A 25,704-nucleotide genomic window follows, 5' to 3' on the forward strand; every position below is an offset into this window, starting at 1 on the left:
ATCGTCATTTTGTTGTTTTTTTATAGAGTAAAATAAAAGACGACAATAAATCCAAGTAGAAAAATCAGATTGATCAGACTAAACGTTAGTAAAAATCGTTTTCCTTGATTGGGATAATATTGCTTATAAATTTTGAACCCAATCAGATTAGCTAAAGAAGCGATGATTGTTCCTAAGCCACCAATATTGACTCCGAAGAACAGGGCTTGGGTTTGAGTAGTGAATGGAGCGAGAAGGATGGCAGCCGGAACATTACTGATAACCTGACTAGCTGCGATACTACCAAAAAACGTAGCTGAGCTTGTTGTGAACTGTTTTTTGATCAATAGAGAAATAGTTTCCAATTGAGAAAAATTACCGACAGCGATAAAGAAAAAGATAAACGTAGCTAACAACCGATAATCAACTTGCTTCAAACTGCTGAAATCATACATCGAAAGAAGCAAAACAGCAATAGGAATGACGATATAATAAGGAAACAGGTCGAAGACGCCAACCAAAATCACTAATCCGATCAAGCTTAAATAATTGGTTTTGCGTTGATCAATCGAAGGCAGCGGCTCTTCTTGATTGGGAATAGGGGTCTTTTTGATCCAAAAAAAGGACAGAAATAAGAAGCTGAACGATACAAGCAGCAAGAGAGAAGCCCAACTGAAGAATGTACCAACAGTCAATGAGTAATAGGAAAATAAAAACAAATTTTGCGGGTTGCCAAAAGGGAAGAAACTACTGCCTAAATTTGCTGCGATGATCAGTAGAACAGCACCAGTCATCTTATGGCTCATGTCCGAAACTTTTTTCGTGATCGTCAAGTAGATCGGCATCAGACTTAAAATAGCGACATCATTTGTTAATAACATAGAGCTAAAAAAAGCCAGAAGTGTGATATTTCTAATGAGAGCACGAGTAGTAGTCGATATATCGATCAGTTTTTCAGCGAGATAGGTCAAAACACCAAGCTTTTCAATATTAGCGACAAGCAGCATTAGACCAAACAGGCAAATGATGACTTTAAAGTCGATCGACTCAATTGAAAATGTACCGAAAAAGCAGCTAATAAGTGCTATTAGAAAGGAGATAGAAAATAGTAGATCATGCATAAAAAAAGAGAAAATGCGTTTCATGGACGGCAGCCTTCTTTCAAAAATAACTTCTTTTTTAATTTACGTTAGAATAGGAGATTTATCAAGAAAAGAATATTTAAACTAAAAAAAGACAAGATTTGAATCATTCAAATCTTGTCTTTTTAGTTAGTCTTAAATATTTAGAACTTTATCCAAGAAATCTTTCGTCCGCTCATTTTGAGGATTCTCAAAGATCTGCTGCGGGCTCCCGTCTTCTAGAAAATTTCCGCCATCGATAAACATCACACGATTTGCTACTTCTTTAGCGAAGCCCATTTCATGAGTAACGATCACCATCGTCATTCCTTGTTTTGCAAGTTTTTTCATAACGTTTAATACATCGCCGACCATTTCTGGATCAAGGGCTGAGGTTGGTTCATCGAATAGCATGATATCCGGGTTCATCGCTAAAGCTCTAGCGATTGCAACACGTTGTTTTTGACCACCTGATAATGATTCTGGATAGCTATCTTTTTTATCAGCAAGACCCACAGTTTCTAAAAGCTGGATGGCTTTTTCTTCCGCCTCTTGTTTAGAAAGACGACCTAGATCAGTAGGAGCTAATGTGATATTTTCCATGATCGATAAATGTGGAAATAAATTGAAGTGTTGAAACACCATACCAATATGCTGACGTATTTTATTGATGTTGGTATTTTTATCTGTTAAGTTTGCTCCGTCAATAATAATATCGCCGCTTGTTGCTTCTTCCAGTTGATTCAAACAACGAAGGAAAGTACTTTTACCAGAACCGGAAGGACCGATCACGCAAACAACATCGCCTTCTTGGATAGAAACATTAATATCATTTAAAACAGTATTATCACCATATTTTTTTACTAAATGCTCGACTAGAATTTTTTCAGCCATATTATTTCACCTTCTTTTCCAAGACTTTTGCTAGTTTTGTCAACGCTGTGATCAAGACTAGATACATCATCGCGATCACAAAATAAACAAGTGTACTTTGTAAGTTTCTGGCAACGATGATTTTTCCTGTTTGTAATAATTCGATCAACCCGATCGCTGAAAGGATCGTCGTATCTTTTAATGAAATAACAAATTGGTTGACGAATGATGGGATCATGATTCTGATTGCTTGCGGTAAAATGATCTTTTGCATTGTCCGGTTATATGAAAGTCCTAAGCTGCGCGAAGCTTCCATTTGTCCTGTAGGAACCGCATTGATACCGCCGCGTACGATTTCAGAGATATAGGCACTGGCGTTTAGCGTTAAGGTAATGATCCCAGCAAGGAATACTGGAATATTGAACCCTAGAATTCCAGGTAAACCAAAATAAATGAAGAAAGCAAGTACCATCAACGGAATTCCACGGATGATGTCGACATAAACAGTGGCTATCACGCGTAACGCTTTAGAAGGAGAGGCGCTGAATAATCCGAAGATCACACCAACGATCAATGCAAGAATGAATGAAATCAACGTTAGTTGAATCGTCATCCATAATCCACTTAATAGTCGTTTCCAGTTATTTTGGATCATACCGACAAATGTTGATTCATCTACTTTGTTTTCCGTAGAAGCATCTTTGATATATTTGCCAACGATTTTATCGTATTCACCTGTTCGTTTTAATTCGGCAAGCCCTTCGTTGAACATCTGGATCAATTCAGGATTTTTGCCTTTTTTAACAGCAAAACCGTATTTTCCACCTTCTTCACGAGGAATCGGTGTTACTAAAGGCTGTTTTTGAGCAACGCCATAACCAATAACAGGATAATCATCCATCATTGCTTCGATTTCACCGATTTCAAGGGCACTGTATAAAGCATCAGTTGTATCTAAATATTTGATGGAGTAACCATATTTGCTTTTATTTGCTTCAAGAAAATCAGCACTTTCTGTCCCGATTTTTGCACCGACTTTTTTCCCGTTTAAATCTTCATAAGAAGTAATTTTGTCGTTGCCTTTCTTGACAGCGATTTGGATCCCGCTATTGAAATAAGGAGTTGAGAAGTCGAATGATTTTTCACGTTCGTCAGTGATCGTCATTCCAGCGATCATCCCATCTGCCTGTCCAGATTCAACCGCCTGAACAGCTGAACTAAAACCAATAAACTTAAATTCAATATTGAATCCTTGGAGTTCAGCGATTCGTGTGACTAGATCAACGTCGATTCCTTCATATTCACCATCAGAATTTTGGAATTCAAAAGGTGCGAATGTTGAATCACTGGCAATGACATACGTATCTTTTTTTGGTTGAATCTTTTTCATTTGTGTATCGGCTTGTTCCTCTGATTCATTTCCAGTAGAAATGTAATTGGCAATGATTTCATCATATTTACCAGAGTCTTTCAAGTCTTTCAAACCAGCGTTGAATTTTTCAAGTAATTCTTTATTTTGCCCTTTTTTTACCGCAAACCCGTAAGAACTTCCTGTTTCTTTTTTACCGACTAACTGTAATTTCTGACCATTCGTGATTGCATAGCCTAACACAGGGTAGTCATCAAAAATTGCGTCTGCTTCACCATTTTCGAGTGCTTGGTAAAGTCCAGTAGCATCGTCAAAGTTTTTGATTGTATAGCCATATTTATCTTGATTTTTTTCAAGGAAAGTAGCACTTTCTGTTCCCACTTTAGCAGCAACGGTTTTTCCTTTTAAATCATCATAAGCTTTGATCTTATCGTTGCCTTTTTTGACAGCCATCTGCAATCCGCTATCAAAATAAGGTTCTGAGAAATCAAAAGATTTCTTACGCTCGTCTGTGATACTCATTCCGGCAATCATTCCATCAACTTGTTTTGACTGAACTGCCTGAATAGCACTATCAAAGCCAAGTGGTTTTAGATTGACCTTAAAGCCTTGGTCATCTGCAATGGCTTTAAGCAGATCGACATCGATACCGATGTATTCTCCTTTGGAATCTTGAAATTCAAAAGGCGCAAAAGTTAAATCTGTTCCTATATTATATGTTTTTTCCTCAGCCTGAGCCGACTGTCCAAGTGTAAATGTCAGTAGACTTGCCATCATTAGCATAAATGAAAGCAAAAAATGTTTCTTTTTCATAAAATACCTCCTATATTTACATATTGAATAATTATATAGTAAAAAAAGGGTAAAACACAAGTCATTAAACAAGTTAAACGTAAAAAAATGTCGTTTTCTAACATTTGATGTCACTTAATATCACATTTTAAAGTGAAAAATATTGAAGCTAAAAACTAAAAATAAAGTTGAAAGTGTAAAAAAATGCGTATACGCAATATATTCTAAAGGTGGCGAAAATATGTTCGGTATGGTAAAATATTTTCAGAGGTTTCCCTTCAATTCACTAGTAGTGATTTTAGAAAATTGTATCTATTGTCATTGGCTAATGATTGAATGGAAGCAGCCAGTAAATTATTCAGAGGAGGATGTTGAATGATAGAAAGAGAAACCTCCAATACATTTGACTTAGTCTCAAAGTATCAGCCGGATGGTGATCAGCCGGAGGCAATCAAGCGATTGACAGAAGGGATCGAAGGCGGCGAGAAAGCTCAGATTCTACTTGGAGCGACAGGAACAGGTAAGACATTTACCATTTCTAATGTAATCACAGAGGTCAATAAGCCAACTCTGGTCATCGCGCATAATAAGACATTAGCTGGACAGCTTTATGGTGAATTCAAAGAATTCTTCCCGAATAACGCGGTCGAGTATTTTGTCAGTTATTATGATTATTACCAGCCAGAGGCTTATGTTCCTTCCAGCGATACATATATAGAAAAAGATGCCAGTATCAATGATGAAATCGATAAATTACGTCACTCAGCAACAAGCTCATTATTAGAAAGAAATGATGTGATCGTTGTTGCTTCGGTTTCTTGTATCTTTGGTTTGGGAGACCCTAAAGAATATAGTGAACAAGTTGTATCGATTCGTGTAGGTATGGAGATGGATCGTAGTCAATTGTTGACGAACTTGGTCAATATTCAATTTGAGCGTAATGATATTGACTTTCAGCGGGGCCGTTTTAGAGTTCGGGGAGATGTGGTTGAAATTTTTCCGGCATCTAGAGATGAGCATGCGTTAAGAGTCGAATTTTTTGGTGATGAGATCGAACGAATCAGAGAAGTGGATGCGTTGACGGGAGAAATAATTGCAGAGACAGAGCATGTAGCAATTTTCCCAGCAACTCACTTTGTGACGAATGAAGATCATATGGAGCATGCTATTTCTCAGATTCAAGCAGAATTAGATGAGCGATTAAAAGTATTACGTAGTGAAAATAAATTATTAGAAGCACAACGTTTGGAACAACGAACGAATTATGACATTGAAATGATGCGTGAAATGGGCTACACATCCGGCATCGAGAATTACTCCCGTCACATGGATGGTCGTTCAGAAGGGGAGCCGCCATATACATTACTGGATTTCTTCCCGGATGACTTTCTGTTAGTGATTGATGAATCACATGTGACGATGCCTCAAATCAGAGGGATGTACAATGGAGACCGAGCAAGAAAACAAATGCTGGTCGACTATGGTTTCCGTTTACCAAGTGCATTGGATAATCGCCCGCTTAGGTTGGAAGAATTTGAAGAGCATGTTCATCAAATCGTGTATGTTTCAGCAACTCCAGGGCCATATGAACATGAACAGACGGATACTGTGATCCAGCAGATCATTCGTCCAACTGGCTTACTAGATCCATTGATCGAAGTTCGTCCGATCATGGGACAAATCGATGATCTGGTTGGTGAAATCAATGAACGTGTAGCGAAGAACCAACGGGTTTTTGTTACTACACTCACGAAAAAAATGTCAGAGGATCTAACAGATTACTTCAAAGAATTAGGGATCAAGGTCAAGTATCTGCATAGTGATATCAAAACATTGGAACGAACGGAGATCATTCGAGATCTACGTTTAGGAGAATTCGATGTGTTAGTCGGGATCAACTTACTAAGAGAAGGACTTGATGTACCGGAAGTATCATTGATCGCTATTTTAGATGCTGATAAAGAAGGCTTCTTGAGAAGTGAGCGTTCACTTGTTCAGACGATCGGAAGAGCGGCGCGGAATTCAGATGGTCGAGTGATCATGTACGCGGATAAAATAACTGATTCGATGCAAAAAGCGATGGATGAAACAGCTCGTCGCCGTTCGATTCAAGAGAAATATAATGAAGAACACGGGATCGTGCCGAAAACGATCATCAAAGAGATTCGGGAATTGATTTCGATTTCTAAGGCGAACAATGAAAAGAATGAACCATTCAAGATCGATAAGTCTTACCATGAAATGACTCGTCAGGAAAAAGCAGATTTATTGATGAAACTGGAAAAAGAAATGAAAGATGCTGCAAAAGCGCTGGACTTTGAAACAGCCGCTACGCTGAGAGATACGATCTTAGAGCTAAAAGCAGCAGATTAAACTGATTTCTTTGAAACATAAGAAAACTCGGCCGAAGGAAATAGAAAATCATAGGAATCGATTGTTCTAAAAACCGACACGCACTGTTCAATGATACTTTTTTTGCAGACGAGCAAGTATCAGTACAAAAATGACAGTAACGCTGTGTTTCACAGGAATGATCATCAGACCAATAAACATAAAGGAGAGCCATTACTCTTACGAGTTTATTCGTGTAGAAGTAATGGACGTCGGACCAATAAGTAAAAAGGAGAGCCATTACTCTTACGAATTTATTCGTGTAGAGGTAATGGACATCGGACCAAAAAGTGAAAAGGAGAGCCATTACTCTTACGAATTTATTCGTGTAGAAGTAATGGACATCGGACCAACAAGTAAAAAGGAGAGCCGTTACTCTTGCGAATTTATTCGCTTAGAAGTAAGGGACATCGGACCAAAAAGTGAAAAGGAGAGAAGTAATGGCAAACGATAAAATCGTTATTCATGGTGCACGCGCACATAATTTAAAAGATATAGATGTTACAATTCCGCGAGATAAGATGGTTGTAGTGACAGGTTTATCAGGTTCTGGGAAAAGTTCACTTGCTTTCGATACCTTGTATGCAGAAGGTCAACGCCGATATGTGGAAAGTCTTTCTGCCTATGCTAGACAATTTTTAGGTCAAATGGATAAACCAGATGTCGATAGTATTGATGGATTAAGTCCAGCAATTTCCATCGATCAAAAAACTACTAGTAAAAATCCGCGCTCAACTGTTGGTACGGTGACGGAGATCAATGATTATTTAAGATTATTGTTTGCTCGTGTTGGACATCCAATATGTCCGAATGACAATATTGAGATCACCAGTCAATCAGTTGAACAAATGGTGGATAAAGTCTTAGAATTGCCGGAAAAAACAAAGATCCAAATCTTGGCACCTGTGATCGTGAAGAAAAAAGGGCAACATAAGAAAATTTTCGAAATGATCCAGCGTGAAGGCTATGTTCGGATGCGAGTAGATGGAGAAACATATGATGTTAGCGAAGCTCCTGAACTTGAGAAAAATAAGAAGCATGATATTTCTATAGTGATCGACCGAATCGTAGTGAAAGACGGCATTCGTTCACGCTTATTTGATTCATTTGAAGCGGCATTACGTTTAGCTGACGGTTATGCATTAGTAGATGTGATCGACGGTGAAGAAATGCTGTTTAGCGAACACTATGCATGTCCTTATTGTGGGTTTACTGTTGGCGAGCTTGAGCCGAGATTGTTTTCTTTCAATGCTCCATTTGGCGCCTGCCCTGATTGTGATGGGTTGGGAAATAAATTGGAAGTAGATAAGGACTTAGTGATCCCTGATGGGACTAAAACCTTACGTGAAGGAGCGATTGTTCCTTGGAATCCGATCAGCTCGCAATATTATCCGCATATGCTGGAGCAAGCAGCTGAAAGTTTTAATATCGATATGGATACACCATTCAGTGAATTACCAGAAGAGCATCAGGATATTATTTTGAATGGGTCTAGTGGAGAAGTTTTTCATTTCCATTATGAAAATGATTTTGGCGGTGTTCGTGATGTTGAAGTACCTTTTGAAGGTGTCTTAACGAATATCAAGCGCCGTTATCATGAAACGAATAGTGATTTCACGCGTGATCAAATGCGTTTATACATGACTGAATTGACTTGTACGACGTGTAAAGGTTATCGCTTAAACCCACAAGCTCTTTCTGTAAAAATCGATAATACAAATATTGGACAAATCAGTGAATTAGCAATCAAAAAAGCAGTAAACTTTTTTGAAACAGTCACTTTATCTGAACAAGAGCAAATGATTGCCAAACCGATTTTAAAGGAAGTAAAAGATCGGTTGAATTTTCTGCAAAATGTTGGTTTAGATTATTTGACTCTTAGTCGAGCTGCGGGAACCTTGTCCGGCGGAGAAGCACAGCGGATTCGTTTAGCTACACAGATCGGTTCCAATTTATCTGGCGTTTTATATATATTGGATGAACCATCGATCGGTCTCCATCAGCGAGATAATGACCGTTTGATCGAGTCACTCAAAAAGATGCGGGATTTAGGAAATACACTGATTGTTGTAGAACATGATGAGGATACAATGCGGGCTTCTGATTATTTGATCGATGTAGGTCCGGGCGCAGGCCACCTTGGTGGAGAAATCGTTGCAGCCGGAACCCCTGATGAGGTAGCGGAAAATCCTAAATCGTTGACAGGTCAGTATCTATCCGGTAAAAAAGTCATTCCGGTACCAAAAGAGCGTCGAAAAGGGAATGGTAAAAAAATCAAGGTTACTGGTGCAGCAGAGAATAATTTGAAGAATGTAACTGTTGAATTTCCTTTAGGTGAATTTGTTGCAGTGACCGGTGTTTCTGGCTCGGGGAAAAGTACATTAGTTAATCAGATCTTAAAAAAGGCCTTGGCACAAAAACTCAACCGTAATTCTAATAAACCTGGAAAGCATAAGAGTATCACAGGCTATAAAGAAATCGAAAAAATCATTGATATCGACCAAAGTCCGATCGGTCGAACACCGCGTAGTAATCCTGCGACCTATACAAGTGTTTTCGATGACATCCGTGATTTGTTTGCAAAAACGAATGAAGCAAAAGTGCGTGGCTATAAAAAAGGCCGTTTTAGCTTTAACGTAAAAGGTGGTCGCTGTGAAGCTTGTCGCGGAGATGGAATCATCAAGATCGAAATGCACTTTTTACCTGATGTATATGTTCCTTGTGAAGTTTGTCATGGGAAACGCTATAACTCTGAAACGTTAGAAGTCCATTATAAAGGCAAAACGATTGCTGATATTCTTGATTTGACAGTGGAAGATGCTGTAGACTTTTTCCAACATATTCCTAAGATTCATCGCAAATTAAAAACAATCGTTGATGTAGGATTAGGTTATGTGACGTTAGGACAGCCCGCAACGACATTATCAGGTGGGGAAGCACAACGGATGAAGCTGGCTAGTGAACTGCACAAAAATTCCAATGGTAAAAACTTCTATATCTTGGATGAACCAACCACTGGTCTGCATACGGATGATATTGCTCGTTTGCTGCTTGTATTGGAGAGATTAGTTGAGGCGGGAAATACTGTATTAGTTATCGAGCATAATCTAGATGTCATCAAGTCAGCAGATCATGTGATCGATCTTGGTCCAGAAGGCGGAGATGGTGGAGGAACGATCGTTGCCACTGGAACGCCGGAAGATATTGCGAAAGTCAAAACTAGCTATACTGGTAAATATTTGAAACGGGTTCTATGATATTGGTCTACTCCATTTAGGAAGTGATTTTACAAAACTTAAAGAATATGTGAAGATTAGAGGAAATTTAGTGAGTAGTCTTGATTTCTTCATTTTCATACAGTAAAATCACTCACAGGTAGATATATTGTTCAACCTAATTGGTATATATCTTTCCTTCTATAAATAACCCGTTCAAAAAAGAAAAAACAGTTTTTCATTTATTTGAAAACTGTTTTTTTGTTTCTTATATTTATTTTAGATGTGAAAAAAGTAAATAAAAACCAAAAGTAAATGAGAAAAAAATGAACAAGATGGAGAAACTCTTGTTTTTTAATAACTTTAATTTAAAAATAGTCAAAAAAAGGTAAATTATATACGTATGTTGGACGGTACATTTGAATAAAATCATGATATTCTATACATACGAAAAAAGTATGGAAGGATGATTTTTCTTGGAAAAAAGAGAAATTAAGATTGGCGCTCATTATGTTTGTCATGGCTCAAACTTTTCTTGGTTCTTTATTGGAGAAGCCATCTCTAAAAAAGAAGATGACTTGGAAGTAAGAGTTCTTAAATGTCACCCAACCGACCGTTCGAATATCAAGTGTGACGATCCGATTTTAAGCTTGGATTATTTAAATGTAATCGAAGATGTATAATCGTTCCTTTATTATTTTTATAATATGTATATCGTAAAAGCAAACGGAAATAGAAAATTTCTGCTTTGCTTTTTTTGTTTGATCTGATGTCAAATGGTTATTTTTATTTAAAGATAGCCAATGTAAAAGACTGGAATGGTTGAAAAGCTTTCATTGATACGCCCGGAATGTTATAATTAGTCAAATGCTATTAAAGGGGCGCTGTAAAATGGCTGATAATTTACAATTAGTAATAATCACTGGAATGAGCGGAGCAGGTAAAACTGTCGCAATTCAAAGTTTTGAAGATATGGGATATTTTTGTATCGATAATATGCCGCCAAGTCTGATTCCCAAATTTTGGGAATTGATCAAGGAATCAGGCAAAGTAACTAAAATTGCTTTGGTGATCGATTTACGTTCGCGTAATTTCTTTAGAGAAATTCAGGATATGTTGGTCGAACTTGAAAATACGAATTTGATCGATACGACGATCATGTTTTTAGATGCAACTGATGAAGAGTTAGTTTCGCGCTATAAAGAAACTAGACGTGCACATCCGTTAGCTATGGATGGCTTGGTCACAGAAGGGATCAGAAAAGAACGTGCGATTCTGGAAGAAATCAGAGGAGACGCTCAGGTCGTCATCGATACAACGGATCTTTCTCCAAGACAACTAAGAGAACGAATCAATGAAGAATTTAAAACACGCGACACACATGGGTTTCGTGTGGAGATGGTGTCGTTTGGGTTTAAATATGGTCTGCCGATCGATGCAGATATTGTAATGGATGTACGTTTTTTACCAAACCCTCACTATATACCAGAGTTGAGACCATTGACTGGGCAAGATAAATCTGTTTACGACTATGTTATGAGTTTTCCAGAAACAGAAGAATTTTATACTCGCTTCATCGATCTATTGCAACACGTGATGCCTGGCTATGAAAAAGAAGGCAAATCAAGTATCACGATCGCAATCGGCTGCACTGGCGGACAACATCGTTCGGTCGCTTTGACAGAACGAGTAGGCAATGAACTTGGTAAGGAGTATCATGTGAACATTACTCATCGTGATAAAGGAAAACGGAAAGAGACGGTGAACCGCTCATGAAAATGAAAACTTACCGGATCAGAAAGCCTAAGATCGTTGTTGTCGGTGGGGGTACTGGGCTGCCTGTTATTTTAAAAAGCTTGAGAAATCAAAGCGCGGATATCACTGCTGTTGTAACAGTTGCTGATGATGGAGGCAGTAGTGGTGAAATCCGGGAATCAATGAACCTGACTCCTCCTGGTGATCTACGTAATGTGCTCGTTGCTTTATCAGATATGCCGCAGTTGTATGAAGATATTTTTCAATATCGTTTTGATAAATCAGATAAGTATTTTGCTAATCATGCGATCGGCAATTTAATTATTGCCGCAGTTTCTGAAATGCGTGGTAGTACGTATGAAGCGATCCAATTGTTATCAAAAATGATGCATGTGGATGGACATATTTTTCCTTCATCAGAAAGACCATTGACCTTACATGCTGTTTTCAAAGATGGAACAGTGGCAGTTGGTGAATCGAATATTGCTGTAGACAGGAAAACGATCGATTATGTTTTTGTAACAAATACAAACGACGATGAACAGCCAAAAGCTGCTAGAAAAGTAGTAAAAGCAATTGAAGAAGCAGACATGATCGTTTTAGGTCCGGGAAGTTTATTTACTAGTATTTTGCCAAACTTGGTGATCAGTGAAATTGGAGATGCCATTATCAATGCAGAAGGTGAAGTCGTGTATATTTGTAATATCATGACACAAAAAGGTGAAACTGAACACTTTACAGATGCAGATCATGTTTGTGTTTTACACGATCATCTCAAAAGTAAGTTTGTTGATACGGTATTAGTCAACACAGAAAAAGTACCTGACGGATACATGGATCCGGACGTTTATGATGAGTATCTTGTACAAGTGGAGCATGACTTTCAAAAATTAAGATCGGAAGGCTGCCGAGTGATTTCTACTGATTTTCTGAAATTAAGAGACGGTGGCGTTTTTCATGATGGTGATAAGGTAGTTGACGAGTTGTTCCGAATCGTTTTTGGAGCAAGGTACTAAAAGGAAAAGAGAGGGGGAGAGAAAAATGTCTTTTGCCTCAGATGTGAAGAAAGAACTAACGACGTTAGAAGTCCATCGGGAACATGCTAGAGCAGAACTTGCTGCATTGATTCGAATGAATGGGTCACTAAGCATCGTGAATCAGCAATTCGTGTTGAATGTCCAAACAGAAAATGCTGCGATCGCAAGACGTATTTATTCTCTTTTAAAAGATCATTATGACGTACGATCGGAGTTACTCGTTCGAAAAAAAATGAAGCTGAAGAAGAACAATGTTTATATTGTTCGTTTAAAACAGGGAACTAAGGACGTTCTTGCAGATTTAGATATTTTAGATGGAATGATGTTCAATAGCCATGTATCAGATGAAATCATGGGGAATGCCCAAAAGATGAGATCTTATTTACGAGGTGCTTTTATGGCTTCTGGCTCAGTCAATAATCCTGAAACCAGTCGTTACCATTTAGAAATATTTTCTATTTATGAAGAACACAATGAAGATATTTGTCAAATGCTGAATTATTATGATTTGAATGCACGGACGCTAGAGAGAAGAAACGGCTATATTTCTTATTTGAAAGGTGCAGAACGGATCGCTGATTTTTTAACATTGATCGGTGCAACGAATTCGATGTTAAAATTTGAAGATGTCCGAATCGTGCGGGATATGCGCAATTCTGTTAATCGTTTGGTCAATTGCGAAACAGCGAACTTAAATAAGACGATCGATGCTGCATCAAAACAAATTGAAAATATCCAGTATATTGAAAGTGTGGTAGGCTTAACGGCTCTACCGGAAAAATTACAGGAAATCGCTGAATTGCGTTTGGAATATCCGGAAGTCAGTCTGAAAGAACTTGGTGAGATGATTCCTTCAGGTGCAATTTCAAAATCGGGAATCAATCATCGAATCAGGAAAATCAATGAATTTGCTGAAAAACTTAGAGAAAAAAGTGCATAGCTGGAAAGTTACGTGAACTAAAAAATAGAAATCAGGTGAAAGAAATGGGTGTTGAGGATAAAGACTTTATTATGCGGCAAATCAAACAATTAGGCGAAGGTTTGGGCGAATTTTTAGGTAAAGAAGATGTAGATAAAATCTTGAATTTTAGTGAAGACGCCCAAAAAGAAACTCAGGATTCGCTCGCTGAAAAGAAACTAAAGAGAAAACAAGAACAAAAAACAAAGACAAAGCCACAATAGCTTTGTCTTTGTTTTTTTATTTACCTTCAATGTAGCTGATCAATTCTTCCGTTGTAACAGATTCATCAAAGATATGTTCACCAATAACGATCGTTGGAACAAATTTGATATTAGCAGCATTTGCTTCAGCGATCACAGCATCGATCATTGCAGGATTTTTCTTTTCGGCTAGCTGTAGGTTATCTTGGGCAAAGACGGCAACATCTGCTAATGAAAGATGCCCCCATTGATCTTGCGTGTCATACATTTGTTTTAAACTAAGTAATCCTCTTTCTGGTAAGTCGTAATCAATGTGGTGATGCATCACGTTTCCAGGCTGTAATGTTTCTTTCTCTTTATCAAATAGTTTGATAATACGCTGAACTTTTCCTTCTTTAACATATTTTTCTAAAAGGTCAAAAGAGTCTTCAAACCATTTTTTACAGTAGGGACAACGAACATTCATAAATTCGACCATCTTTATTGGAGCTGATTCTTGACCAATGACTAAACCATTTTTTGTAGTGACTTTTGTTGCATCGATAATTGAGATATCCATGTTATACATCCTTTCATTTCTTTACTTATAGTGTAGCGCTTTTTAGTCTGAGTTGAAATAAAAATGTCCAAAATCCGGAAAAGAATTTTGGACATCTGATTTTAGGTTTAGCTTAAGGCACTGCTATTTTCCATTACTTCATCGATCAAGCCGTATTCTTTTGCCTGTTGAGCTGTCATGAAGTTGTCACGATCTGTGTCGCGTTCGATGACTTCTAAAGGCTGACCAGTTCGCTCAGCCAAGATTTTGTTCAAACGGTCACGTGTATCCAAGATATGTTTTGCAGCGATTTCGATTTCTGTCGCTTGTCCTTGTGCACCACCAAGTGGTTGATGGATCATGATTTCAGCATTAGGCAAGGCAAAACGTTTACCTTTTTGACCAGCAGTTAGTAAAAAGCTGCCCATTGATGCGGCCATCCCAAGTACGATCGTTTGGACATCTGCTTTAACAAAATTCATCGTATCAAAAATTGCTAAACCGGCAGAAACACTTCCGCCAGGGGAATTGATGTAAATGTAAATGTCCTTTTCAGAGTCTTGTGCATCCAAAAATAATAATTGAGCAATTACTGAGTTGGCTACATTATCATCGATCGGACCACTTAACATAATGATTCTATCTTTTAATAATCGTGAATAAATATCATAAGCTCTTTCTCCACGAGATGACTGTTCAATGACTGTTGGTATTAAGTTCATAGTATATTCCTCCTATATAAAAAGCTCTTCAAATCATTTTATCACAAAGCATACCTGAATGCTTAAAAAAAGTATACTTTATTGGTCAAAAAAGGTCAACTTAAATGAACTGAAAAAATAGAAGGTAGAAACGTTGAGTCGTGTTTCTGCCTTCTATTATTATTCTCAAAATAAATATTATGAAGTGACAACAATGTTGCCATTTTGGTCAGCAGGCTTCAATAAAGTTATGATCGCAGTGAAGAAAGCAATAAGAGCTGGAATGCCAGTCCAACTGAAAACAAGATACATAATGCCTTTTCCAGAAAAACCAGAGTAGAATTTATGAGCACCGATCCAGCCTAAGAAAAATGCTAGAATGAAATAAATCCATTTATTGACTACTCTACCTTGTTGTACATAACCACCAACTGATTGAGTATTATTGTTTTCATTGACAATATTGATGTTGATTTTGTCTTGCAGATTTTCTGCATTTGTTTTTGCTTCTGTTTTATGGATGATCAGTTCATCGCCATCTTCAAATACTTCAACCAAATCCCCAATTTCTGGTTTGAAGTTCAACCATTCATAAGGAGCTCTGATCGTACTCCCATCCTCATTAGCAATAATAACTTCCTCAAAATCCAATTTAATCACTTTTTTCCCCATTTTTAAATCCCCACTTTATAATAATATAATTACCATTATATTATATCATCAACTTATAAAGTAATCTATATAACTTTTAAAGATCACGTTTCAAAAAGAATTGAAAATTTTTAAGTAAATGAATCCTTTTTATTTTTTTGTCCTATGTTTTTACGCTTGTGAAAGAGTATGTTATACTAAAAAAGCAAGTAAAGAAGAGTGAGGGGATTCGGATGGTTGTTTTTATCGCAGGCATAACAGGCGTATTAGTTGGCGCAGTGATTGTGTCGATCAGCGTTGCTTTACGAGTGACGTTTGAAGAACGAAAAGTAGCACGTTATCGTGAGCTGGAACATTTCGTCAAAGAAATCGAAACATTGAATCTTTTGAACAAAAAAATCAATGAAATTTTGCAAAAGAGAGATATTTATGTCGATAAATCTGTTAACTTTATTTCTATGGATGATTGTTACATCAGCATCGACGACTTTATATATTTGGAATCTTTTTCTGCGCAAAACAATTTCTATCTTCCTACTTATCTAGTCGAAGAGTTTTTCAAAAAGATTGCTCACAGAAAAGTAATTTTGACCCCAGATGAAGTCATCTCAATGGGTGGAAGTACCTATAAGGGTGGAAAATTGATTTTAGAAACTTTTTCAGAAGAGTTGTTGACGATCATCGAAGATAAAAAAAGACAAATGAAACGTCTGTCGCACAAACCGCTGTATTATTTCCAAAAGAGCTAAAAAGCCCGTACCTTAAGTGAAAGGTACGGCTTTTTTTATTTATGAAACATAAAGTCAAAAAACAACAACAAACATTTTTAGAATTTTCTGACATTTTTCACCATTTTTTATTGACAATCTCATTTATTAGGTTTATAGTTAACAAAAGCTTTTGTTTATCACATTGAATTTTAATCTTTATAGATTTTGAACGAGGAGACCATTGCCATGAAGAAGACCAACAACAACCACGTATTAGTCATTATTTTATCGTGAAGGACTTAGAACACTGAGAAATTTTGCAGATGTTTGAGTCCTGTTTGTCTTTGGTAAATGGGATTCTTACTAAGACATCCCATTCATTATGATTGGGATGTTTTTTTTGTAGAAAACAATGTAAAGAAAGTTAACTGAATTGGAGTGGATGAAGAATGCGTAGTGATCAAATAAAAAAAGGAATCGAAGCAGCACCGGCAAGAAGTTTGCTATATGCAACTGGACAAGTAAAAAATGCCAGAGATATGGAGAAGCCATTTATTGCGATTTGCAATTCGTATATTGATATTGTGCCTGGACATGTTCATCTAAGAGAATTAGCGGATGTTGCTAAGGAAGCGATTCGTGAAGCAGGAGGAATTCCTTTTGAATTCAATACGATCGGCGTTGATGACGGGATCGCGATGGGGCACATTGGTATGCGATATTCATTACCAAGTAGAGAGATCATTGCGGACGCAGCGGAGACAGTGATCAATGCTCATTGGTTTGACGGTGTTTTCTATATTCCAAATTGCGACAAAATTACGCCAGGTATGCTCATGGCTAGTGTTCGAACGAATGTACCAGCGATTTTTTGCTCCGGTGGACCAATGAAAGCAGGAGTCGACCCAAGAGGACATACGACGACCTTATCTTCTATGTTTGAAGCAGTCGGGACTTTTAAAGAAGGAAAGATGACAGCAGAAGAATTTAAGTTCATGGAAGAAAATGCTTGTCCAACTTGCGGCTCTTGTGCGGGCATGTTTACAGCAAATTCTATGAATTGTTTAATGGAAGTCTTGGGATTGGCTCTTCCAGGGAATGGGACGATTTTAGCAGTTTCTGATGAACGAAAGGAATTGGTTAGAAAGTCAGCATTCCATCTGATGGACTTAGTTAAAAAGCAAATCAAACCAAGAGATATCGTCACTAAAGAAGCAATCGATGATGCTTTTGCATTGGACATGGCTATGGGCGGCTCTACGAATACTGTTTTGCATACATTGGCGATTGCGAATGAAGCAGAAATTGATTACAACCTTGAAGAAGTCAATGAAATCGCCAAACGAGTTCCGTATCTTTCAAAAATTGCTCCTTCTTCTGCTTACTCCATGCACGATGTACATGAAGCTGGAGGAGTACCAGCGATCATGAAAGAACTAGTTGATTTGGGGAATGCAATTCATCCAGATAGAATCACTGTAACAGGAAAGACGATCAGAGAAAATGTTCAGGATGCAGTGATCAAAAATGAAGAAGTCATCCATCCGAAAGAAAATCCATACAGCCCAGTCGGTGGGTTATCGATCCTTTACGGAAATATTGCACCAAAAGGCAGCGTAATAAAGGTTGGTGGAGTTGATCCATCGATCAAGAAATTTGTCGGTAAAGCGATCTGTTTCAGCTCTCATGATGAAGCGGTTGAAGCAATCGATAACCATACAGTGAAAAAAGGACATGTAGTGGTAATTCGTTATGAAGGACCAAAGGGCGGACCGGGAATGCCGGAAATGCTGGCGCCAACATCAAGTATTGTCGGACGTGGTTTAGGTAAAGATGTGGCTCTGATCACAGATGGCCGATTTTCAGGTGCTACGCGCGGAATCGCAGTAGGACATATTTCACCTGAAGCAGCAGCTGGCGGCCCCATTGCTTTAATTGAAGACGGAGATGAAATTGAGATAGATTTAACTAATCGCACATTAGAATTACATGTTTCTGATGAAGAGCTAGCTAAACGAAATGACCATTTACCAAAATTCAAAGCGAAAGTAAAAACAGGATACTTGGCGCGTTATACAGCATTGGTCACATCAGCTCACACAGGAGGAATCATGCAGATTCCAGAAGACCTGCTAGACTAGAGGAGGGAAGTTCATGGCAGAACAACAGAAAAAAATGAAAAGCGGCTCAAAGATTTTGATTGATGCGTTGTTGAAACAAAAGGTTGAAATGATTTTTGGTTATCCAGGTGGTGCAGTACTTCCTCTATATGATGCTTTATATGATGGGGACATTCCTCATATCTTGACACGACATGAACAAGGAGCAGTTCATGCAGCAGAAGGCTATGCAAAAGCAACAGGTAAACCAGGAGTGGTTATCGTTACAAGCGGACCTGGAGCAACAAATGCGATAACAGGTATTGCAGATGCCATGAGTGATTCAATTCCGATGGTCGTTTTTACAGGGCAAGTGATCACTGATGGTATTGGAAAAGATGCATTTCAAGAAGCGGATGTTATTGGCTTGACCATGCCGATCACGAAGAATAATTACCAAGTTCGTGATACAAAGGAATTGCCAAGAATCATTGAAGAGGCTTTTCACATTGCAACTACAGGTAGAAAAGGACCAGTCGTGATCGATTTACCAAAAGATATGACTGTAATGGAGGCGGAAGCCGATATTGAGGTCAAACTTCATTTGCCAAGTTATCAGCCGACGGTCAAACCAAATAAACTGCAAGTAAAAAAACTAATGGAAGCATTAGCTGTTGCTAAAAAACCGTTAGTGCTTGTAGGAGCGGGTGTTTTACATGCAGATGCTGGAAAAGAGCTAGTTGAATTTATCACGAAATATCAACTGCCAGCATTGAGTTCTTTGCTTGGATTAGGAGCGATCCCGACGGAGCAAGAGTTGTTCTTAGGAATGGGCGGGATGCATGGATCTTTCGCGGCGAATATGGCATTAACTGATTGTGATCTATTGATTAATATTGGATCGCGTTTTGATGACCGATTGGCAAGTGCACCGAAAGAATTCGCTTCAAATGCAATAATTGCACATGTAGATATCGATCCCGCTGAAATCGGAAAAATCATCGATACTCAGATCCCGATCGTAGCTGATGCCAAAGAGACGTTGAAGGAAATGTTGAAGATCGATGTGACTTGTGGTGGCTGGAATGATTGGAACAAACTGAATCTCTCAAGAAAAAAATTACATCCATTTAAATACGATAAAGAACAAGAGGCAGAAATCAAGCCGCAAAAAGTAATTGAATTCATTGGTGAATTAACCAAAGGAGAAGCGATCGTTGCGACAGATGTTGGGCAGCATCAAATGTGGGCGGCTCAATTTTATCCATTTAAAAATGAAAAGCAGCTAGTCACTAGTGGAGGGCTTGGAACAATGGGGTACGGTGTTCCAGCAGCAATTGGCGCAAAACTAGGTTGTCCAGATAAAGAAGTTGTCTTATTTGTTGGCGATGGCGGCTTCCAAATGACGAATCAAGAATTAGCCATTTTAAATGAGTATAATATTCCGATCAAAATCGTCATTTTAAATAATCAGTCCTTAGGGATGGTTCGTCAGTGGCAAGAGAGCTTTTTCAATAATCGCCGTTCAGAGTCTGTTTTTTCCAGTCAGCCTGATTTCGTAAAAATGGCTGAAGCATATCATATCAAAGGTGTTAAAATCGATGATCCGAAAATGTTGGAGAAGGCGCTGACAGAAGCCTTCAAGGAAAATGGACCAATACTTATCGAAGTAATGGTTTCTCCGACAGAACACGTGCTGCCGATGGTTCCAGCTGGAAAAGCGAACTATCAGATGTTGGGGGTGGAGTAAATGAGGCGCATTATCACTGCAACAGTTAACAATAATTCTGGTGTGCTGAACCGTTTTAGTGGGGTATTGACACGAAGACAGGTGAATATTGACAGTATCTCAGTTGGTCCAACAGAGCAAGAACATGTTTCAAGAATAACGATAGTTGTTCAGGTAGCGGATTTAAATGAAAGTGAACAGGTCACAAAGCAATTAAACAAACAAATCGATGTGATCAAAGTTTCTGATATCACAGACGAAGCTCATTTAGAGAGAGAATTGGCATTAGTTAAAGTCAACGCACCTGCTGCGGTTCGGGCAGAATTATTTTCAGTCATCGATCCATTTCGAGCAAATGTCATCGACGTTGGAACACGTTCAGTTGTTATTCAAGTTACGGGTACCAGTGAAAAGATCAGTGCATTTGTTGATGTGGTCGCACCATATGGCATCAAACAGCTTGCACGTACTGGCGTTACAGGATTTACAAGAGGCAACAATTAGAAAAGGGTTTTAAGCATAAGCTTATAAGCATAAAAAATTTGGAGGGTTCAACATGGCAAAAGTATATTATGATAATTCAGTAGAAAAAAATCAATTAGAAGGAAAAACGATCGCAGTCATTGGCTACGGTTCTCAGGGACATGCTCACGCGCAAAATCTAAGAGATAATGGAAACCAAGTCATCATTGGTATTCGCGAAGGAAAATCAGCTGAAGTAGCTCGTAACGATGGGTTTGATGTTTTTCCAGTAGCAGAAGCATCTAAAAAAGCAGATGTTGTGATGATCTTAGCCCCGGATGAAATCCAAGGAGATCTTTATGACAATGAGATTGCACCAAACTTAGAAGCAGGCAATGCCTTAGCGTTTGGACATGGATTCAATATTCATTTTGATGTGATCACACCACCCAAAGATGTGGATGTTTTCTTAGTTGCTCCTAAAGGACCGGGGCATCTTGTTCGCCGGACATTTACAGAAGGTTTTGCCGTACCTGCATTGTTTGCAGTTTATCAAGATGCTTCTGGTCATGCTAGTGATGTTGCTTTATCTTACGCAAAAGGAATCGGCGCAACGCGTGTAGGAGTACTTGAAACAACCTTTAAAGAAGAAACAGAAACAGATCTATTTGGTGAACAAGCAGTTTTATGCGGCGGTTTGACTAGTTTGATCGAAGCTGGTTTCGAAACGTTGACAGAAGCAGGTTACCAACCAGAATTAGCCTATTTTGAAGTTTGTCATGAATTAAAATTGATCGTAGATCTTATTTATGAAGGAGGATTTGAGAAAATGCGTCACTCTATCTCAAATACTGCGGAATATGGAGATTATGTTTCAGGTCCACGAGTTGTTACAGCAGAAGCAAAAGCGAATATGAAAGATGTTTTGACAGACATTCAAAATGGAAAATTTGCTAAAGGCTTCATTGACGATAACAAAAATGGTTTTAAAGAATTTAATCAAATGCGTAAAGAAAATGCTGGACATCCAATTGAAAAAGTTGGAGCAGAACTACGTAAAATGATGCCTTTTGTTTCTAGAGAAGACTAAATAGGTAGCAAATGGATAAAGAGAGCGGGACAAAACTAAACATCCGTTTTGTTTCGCTCTCTAAACCTAAATAAATGGCGAGAAAAAGCAACTACTACGGCTACGCTTCGATCACATCAGCTAATGCATATAGTTTCACTACTGTTCAAAGAACAAAGTAAAGCTAGCAACATTCTAAGTCCTAAACTCCTAAGAGTTGAAAGATTCGGAAATAAGCTGAAATTACTGTAAAACACAACGAAGAATAAGTGGATGCTTTCTCAGCAAAGACTTGCTGCTGATAAACAGTGTTGCAAAGTACCTAATTGGTTCTTGGAGCTAAACACTTTAGTCTCAGCCTTTTTCTGGCTATATGAAAGGTAGTGGAACAGTTGTCACAATTAACACGAGAAAAAATAGAAGATGCGTATCATACATTAAAGGAAGTCGTAACTGAAACACCATTACAATACGATATCTACTTATCCCAAAAATACCAATGCAATGTTTATCTGAAAAGAGAGGATTTGCAAAAGGTTCGTTCCTTCAAGTTACGTGGAGCTTATTATGCTATCAAAGAAACACCGCAAGAAATGCTAAAAAACGGCGTTGTCTGTGCGAGTGCGGGTAATCATGCACAAGGTGTTGCCTATACTTGTCAAGAAATGAAAGTTCCTGCAACGATTTTTATGCCGACAACCACTCCTCAACAAAAGATTTCTCAAGTGAAATTTTTTGGTGGCGATGAAGTCACAGTCAAATTGATCGGTGATACGTTTGATTCCTCTGCGGCAGCGGCGAAAGACTATGCAAAAGCGAATAATCAAGCATTTATCGATCCATTCAATGATCTAAATATCATGGCGGGGCAGGGTACCGTTGCAGTTGAAATCTTTAAAGAAGCAAAAGAAGCGGAATTTCAAGTTGATTATCTACTGTCAGCGATCGGCGGCGGCGGTTTAGTCAGTGGTGTTTCTACATATGCAAAAGCTGTAAGTCCAATGACCGAAGTGATCGGTGTAGAACCACTAGGGGCTCAATCGATGAAAGCAGCTTTTGATAAAGGCGGACCGGTCATGTTGGAACAAATCGAAAAGTTTGTTGATGGCGCTGCGGTGAAAAAAGTTGGCAATCTGACCTATGAACATGCAATGGACTATGTAGATAGATTACTGGCTATTGATGAAGGACAAGTTTGTACGACGATTCTAGAGCTCTACACAAAGCAGGCAATCGTAGTGGAACCTGCTGGGGCGTTGAGTGTTTCTGCATTAGAACACATCAAGGAAGAAATCAAGGGAAAAACAGTTGTCTGTATTATCAGTGGTGGAAACAATGATATCAATCGAATGGAAGAAATCGAAGAACGTTCGTTGATTTTTGAAGGTTTGAAACATTATTTTGTCATTAACTTTCCACAGCGGCCTGGAGCATTAAGAGAGTTTGTAACCGATATTTTAGGTCCTGATGATGATATCACTCGTTTCGAATACACGAAAAAAGTGAATCGGGGAACCGGACCAGTAATTTTGGGGATTCTTTTAAAAGAAAAAGAAGAATTATCCAATTTATTAAAAAAGATGGCTACATTTGATCCGAATTATATTGATTTGAGTGACAATCCATCTTTATATGCATTACTTGTTTAGAGAAAAAATAATTGTTTATATTTTAAAATTATTGTTATTTTATTTTGGTTTTTTAGTAAAAATTTCCGAGAATAAGAAGGGGAGAAATTGACATCATTTATCAGCGGATGACCTGATAAATGAGTCAATTTTTTTTTACAAAAATAAATATCTAAAATTTGATTAAAAATGTAGAAAAATGGAGAGAGAGTCCTTGCCATTTCCTCCGAAAGAACGTATATTTAACTTACTACATTAAATCAGTCAAAAACATCGACTGTCAATGAGCATGAGCCAGATAGAAAATCATTTTCACTTCATTCGATCACCTTTTTGATCAAACCAGAATTATTTTTTCTATCATTCGTCATTTTTATTATCATGTCTCTTTGTTAAACATTACTCGAAATACCAAAATAGAATATTAGTAAAGTTGGAATATAAATGAATATTAATAAAAGGTTAGAAGATCGCCGTTATATCACCGGATTTGATGGAATTCGGACACTAGCGGTCATTGGCGTGATTCTTTATCACTTGTTCCCAAATATAATGCATGGGGGCTATTTAGGTGTCCCTATTTTTTTTGCTGTCTCAGGTTATTTGATTACTGACCTGCTGAGGCAGGAATGGCTTCAGACCGAAACGATCGATGTCAAGGGCTTTTATATTCGTCGGATGAAGCGGCTTTACCCAGGCTTGATTGCTATGTTGATCCTATCATCAGCCTATATCGTTCTTTTCCAAAAAGATTTACTGAACAATTTACGCAGCGTTTTTGCCAGCAGCGTATTTTACTATAATAACTGGTGGCAGATATTTAAAGGCTTTTCTTATTTTGATCGTTTTGCTACACAATCTCCTTTTACTCACATTTGGTCATTGGCAGTTGAAGCACAGAATTATCTGGTTTGGCCGTTGTTATTTATTGTCTTAAAAAAATACGTGAAACATAGTGGTAAAATTTTTGCTTTGATCATGGGGGCGACAGTCATCTCTGGGGTGCTGATGGCGGTTTTGTTCACACCAGGATCGGATCCCACAAGGGTTTATTACGGAACAGATACGCGATTATTTTCGATTTTAATGGGGAGTGGCTTGGCTTTTGTTTGGCCAAGCTATCGTCTGAAAGAAGAAATTCCTGCTAAAGCAAGGAATTTATTGAATGGCGTCGGAATTGCTTCATTGGTCGTTTTATTAGCTTCGTTTTTGTTTTTCGCAGATCGTTATTCTTTTGTCTATTACGGCGGGATGTTTATTGTCAGTATTTTTGCTACGCTTTTAGTAGCAGTTACGGCTCATCCAGGAGCTGACGTCAATCGTTGGCTGACAAATCCCGTTTTTACTTGGATCGGTAAGAGAAGCTATGGGATCTACTTGTATCAGTTTCCAGTGATGATTTTTTACGAAGCCAAAATAAAAAATCTTAGTGATCATGTTTTATTGCACTCATTGATCGAACTAGCTTTGATTTTAGGCATCAGCGAGCTTTCTTATCGCTTTATTGAAAAACCTTTAGGCAAATTTTATTATAAGTATACATGGTTCGCAATCAAAGATTTCTTTAAAAAGCCTTGGTTTACTTCGGCTAAAATCACTGCGGTCATCTGCACAGTATTCACTTGTTTTGCGTTATATGGTCTGGCGATCGCACCATCTAATGAAGTAACTGCTGATCAAAAGCAGCTGCAAAAAACGATTGAAGAAAATAAGAAAAAAGCAGAAGAACGTAAAGAAGCAGAGAAAGCGAAAAACGAAGGAAAAACGGCTGAGTCTACAGAACAGTCAGCAAAAGCACCAGAAATAAATGTTGATTTGACAGCTGAAGAAATCAAAAAAGCACAAGGGATGGAGATCACTGCTTTTGGGGATTCAGTAGTACTTGATGCAGCAGCTGGACTACAGGAAATTTTTCCAAAAATAATTGTTGACGGTGAAGTGGGAAGACAATTATATGAAAGTGCTCCGACGATTCAAAAGTTGGATAAAGATAAATTATTAAAAGACAATGTTTTGGTTGGGCTTGGGACGAATGGCTCATTTACTGAAGCACAGTTTGATGAATTTATGTCAGCGATCGGTACGAAGCGAAAAGTTTATTGGATCAATGTTCGCGTTCCAACACGTAGATGGCAAAACGAAGTTAATACGATGTTGGACAACATGAAAAAGAAATATAAGAATTTAACGGTTATCGATTGGTATAATTATAGTAATGCACATGAAGAGTGGTTTTATGAAGACCGAGTTCATCCCAATGTTGATGGACAAGTCAAATATTCTAACTTTATTGCAAAAGAAATTCTGAAATGATATTGAAAGAATCTGGATGATGACGAAAAAGTCAATGTTCAGATTCTTTGCCATTTTTCTATGTATCCAATGTATAATATAAAAGAAAACAGGATGAAGGAGGCACAAAAA

21 protein-coding genes are annotated in these 25,704 nt (G+C 38.0%); 15 read left to right on the forward strand and 6 right to left on the reverse strand.

Annotated elements, in window-relative coordinates; all coding sequences use genetic code 11:
- Positions 1–20: 20 nt before the first annotated feature.
- The 3 genes from IGI58_RS13520 to IGI58_RS13530 all read right to left on the reverse strand — a co-directional run bounded on the left by IGI58_RS13520 (position 21) and on the right by IGI58_RS13530 (position 4,155).
- On the reverse strand, positions 21–1,124 hold the full coding sequence (locus IGI58_RS13520; protein WP_429952987.1) for an SLC13 family permease: 1,104 nt from the start codon (positions 1,122–1,124) through the stop codon (positions 21–23).
- A 132-nt stretch (positions 1,125–1,256) separates the two neighbouring features.
- The gene (locus IGI58_RS13525) at positions 1,257–1,994 is read right to left on the reverse strand and encodes an amino acid ABC transporter ATP-binding protein (protein ID WP_087639568.1); all 738 of its coding nucleotides are present in this window, start codon (positions 1,992–1,994) and stop codon (positions 1,257–1,259) included.
- A gap of 1 nt (position 1,995) precedes the next feature.
- A complete protein-coding gene (locus IGI58_RS13530; protein ID WP_429952986.1) occupies positions 1,996–4,155 on the reverse strand; it encodes an amino acid ABC transporter substrate-binding protein/permease in 2,160 nt (719 codons plus the stop codon).
- Between the two features lie 354 nt (positions 4,156–4,509).
- Here IGI58_RS13530 and uvrB point away from each other — a divergent pair, with 354 nt between their 5' ends.
- From uvrB to IGI58_RS13570, 8 genes are all read left to right on the forward strand, one after another.
- Positions 4,510–6,507 carry an excinuclease ABC subunit UvrB gene (gene uvrB / locus IGI58_RS13535; protein ID WP_087639570.1) on the forward strand — a complete coding sequence of 666 codons (1,998 nt, stop codon included), beginning with the start codon at positions 4,510–4,512 and terminating at the stop codon, positions 6,505–6,507.
- Between the two features lie 130 nt (positions 6,508–6,637).
- The gene (locus tag IGI58_RS13540; RefSeq protein ID WP_429952985.1) at positions 6,638–6,979 is read left to right on the forward strand and encodes a hypothetical protein; all 342 of its coding nucleotides are present in this window, start codon (positions 6,638–6,640) and stop codon (positions 6,977–6,979) included.
- A complete protein-coding gene (gene uvrA, locus IGI58_RS13545; RefSeq protein WP_429952984.1) occupies positions 6,966–9,782 on the forward strand; it encodes an excinuclease ABC subunit UvrA in 2,817 nt (938 codons plus the stop codon). The genes IGI58_RS13540 and uvrA overlap by 14 nt, the downstream gene beginning before the upstream one ends.
- 434 nt (positions 9,783–10,216) lie before the next feature.
- Positions 10,217–10,423, forward strand: coding sequence for a hypothetical protein (locus IGI58_RS13550; protein WP_087639572.1), 207 nt, complete (start codon positions 10,217–10,219; stop codon positions 10,421–10,423).
- A 208-nt stretch (positions 10,424–10,631) separates the two neighbouring features.
- On the forward strand, positions 10,632–11,516 hold the full coding sequence (gene rapZ, locus IGI58_RS13555) for an RNase adapter RapZ (RefSeq protein WP_087639573.1): 885 nt from the start codon (positions 10,632–10,634) through the stop codon (positions 11,514–11,516).
- On the forward strand, positions 11,513–12,511 hold the full coding sequence (locus tag IGI58_RS13560) for a gluconeogenesis factor YvcK family protein (RefSeq protein ID WP_176372749.1): 999 nt from the start codon (positions 11,513–11,515) through the stop codon (positions 12,509–12,511). Before rapZ ends, IGI58_RS13560 begins: the two co-directional genes overlap by 4 nt.
- Before the next feature lie 25 nt (positions 12,512–12,536).
- A complete protein-coding gene (gene whiA, locus IGI58_RS13565; protein ID WP_087639574.1) occupies positions 12,537–13,472 on the forward strand; it encodes a DNA-binding protein WhiA in 936 nt (311 codons plus the stop codon).
- Between the two features lie 44 nt (positions 13,473–13,516).
- Positions 13,517–13,714: a hypothetical protein gene (locus tag IGI58_RS13570; protein WP_087639575.1), complete on the forward strand. Its 198-nt coding sequence runs from the start codon at positions 13,517–13,519 to the stop codon at positions 13,712–13,714.
- Between the two features lie 16 nt (positions 13,715–13,730).
- Here the strand turns inward: IGI58_RS13570 and IGI58_RS13575 are convergent, their stop codons facing one another.
- The 3 genes from IGI58_RS13575 to IGI58_RS13585 all read right to left on the reverse strand — a co-directional run bounded on the left by IGI58_RS13575 (position 13,731) and on the right by IGI58_RS13585 (position 15,604).
- Positions 13,731–14,252, reverse strand: a complete 522-nt coding sequence (locus tag IGI58_RS13575) for a DsbA family protein (RefSeq protein WP_429952983.1) — start codon at positions 14,250–14,252, stop codon at positions 13,731–13,733.
- A 107-nt stretch (positions 14,253–14,359) separates the two neighbouring features.
- A complete protein-coding gene (gene clpP, locus IGI58_RS13580) occupies positions 14,360–14,953 on the reverse strand; it encodes an ATP-dependent Clp endopeptidase proteolytic subunit ClpP (protein WP_087639577.1) in 594 nt (197 codons plus the stop codon).
- Between the two features lie 177 nt (positions 14,954–15,130).
- The gene (locus IGI58_RS13585) at positions 15,131–15,604 is read right to left on the reverse strand and encodes a TM2 domain-containing protein (RefSeq protein ID WP_225533008.1); all 474 of its coding nucleotides are present in this window, start codon (positions 15,602–15,604) and stop codon (positions 15,131–15,133) included.
- A 212-nt stretch (positions 15,605–15,816) separates the two neighbouring features.
- Here IGI58_RS13585 and IGI58_RS13590 point away from each other — a divergent pair, with 212 nt between their 5' ends.
- From IGI58_RS13590 to IGI58_RS13620, 7 genes are all read left to right on the forward strand, one after another.
- The gene (locus IGI58_RS13590; RefSeq protein WP_429952982.1) at positions 15,817–16,332 is read left to right on the forward strand and encodes a hypothetical protein; all 516 of its coding nucleotides are present in this window, start codon (positions 15,817–15,819) and stop codon (positions 16,330–16,332) included.
- 410 nt (positions 16,333–16,742) lie between these two features.
- Positions 16,743–18,434: a dihydroxy-acid dehydratase gene (ilvD, locus tag IGI58_RS13595; protein WP_087639580.1), complete on the forward strand. Its 1,692-nt coding sequence runs from the start codon at positions 16,743–16,745 to the stop codon at positions 18,432–18,434.
- 13 nt (positions 18,435–18,447) lie between these two features.
- Positions 18,448–20,142 (forward strand): biosynthetic-type acetolactate synthase large subunit, encoded by a 1,695-nt coding sequence (ilvB, locus tag IGI58_RS13600; RefSeq protein WP_429952981.1) that lies wholly within the window; start codon positions 18,448–18,450, stop codon positions 20,140–20,142.
- A complete protein-coding gene (gene ilvN / locus IGI58_RS13605) occupies positions 20,143–20,625 on the forward strand; it encodes an acetolactate synthase small subunit (protein ID WP_087639582.1) in 483 nt (160 codons plus the stop codon).
- Positions 20,626–20,677: 52 nt separating this feature from the next.
- Complete coding sequence (gene ilvC, locus IGI58_RS13610) at positions 20,678–21,673, forward strand: ketol-acid reductoisomerase (RefSeq protein WP_429952980.1); 996 nt, start codon at positions 20,678–20,680, stop codon at positions 21,671–21,673.
- A 371-nt stretch (positions 21,674–22,044) separates the two neighbouring features.
- Positions 22,045–23,301 carry a threonine ammonia-lyase IlvA gene (gene ilvA, locus IGI58_RS13615; RefSeq protein ID WP_225533011.1) on the forward strand — a complete coding sequence of 419 codons (1,257 nt, stop codon included), beginning with the start codon at positions 22,045–22,047 and terminating at the stop codon, positions 23,299–23,301.
- A gap of 423 nt (positions 23,302–23,724) precedes the next feature.
- Positions 23,725–25,593, forward strand: a complete 1,869-nt coding sequence (locus tag IGI58_RS13620) for an acyltransferase family protein (RefSeq protein WP_225533012.1) — start codon at positions 23,725–23,727, stop codon at positions 25,591–25,593.
- The last annotated feature ends 111 nt before the right edge of the window (positions 25,594–25,704 follow it).

The sequence above is a fragment of the Enterococcus sp. AZ020 genome, assembly GCF_050499205.1.
Classification (GTDB): domain Bacteria; phylum Bacillota; class Bacilli; order Lactobacillales; family Enterococcaceae; genus Enterococcus_L; species Enterococcus_L dunnyi.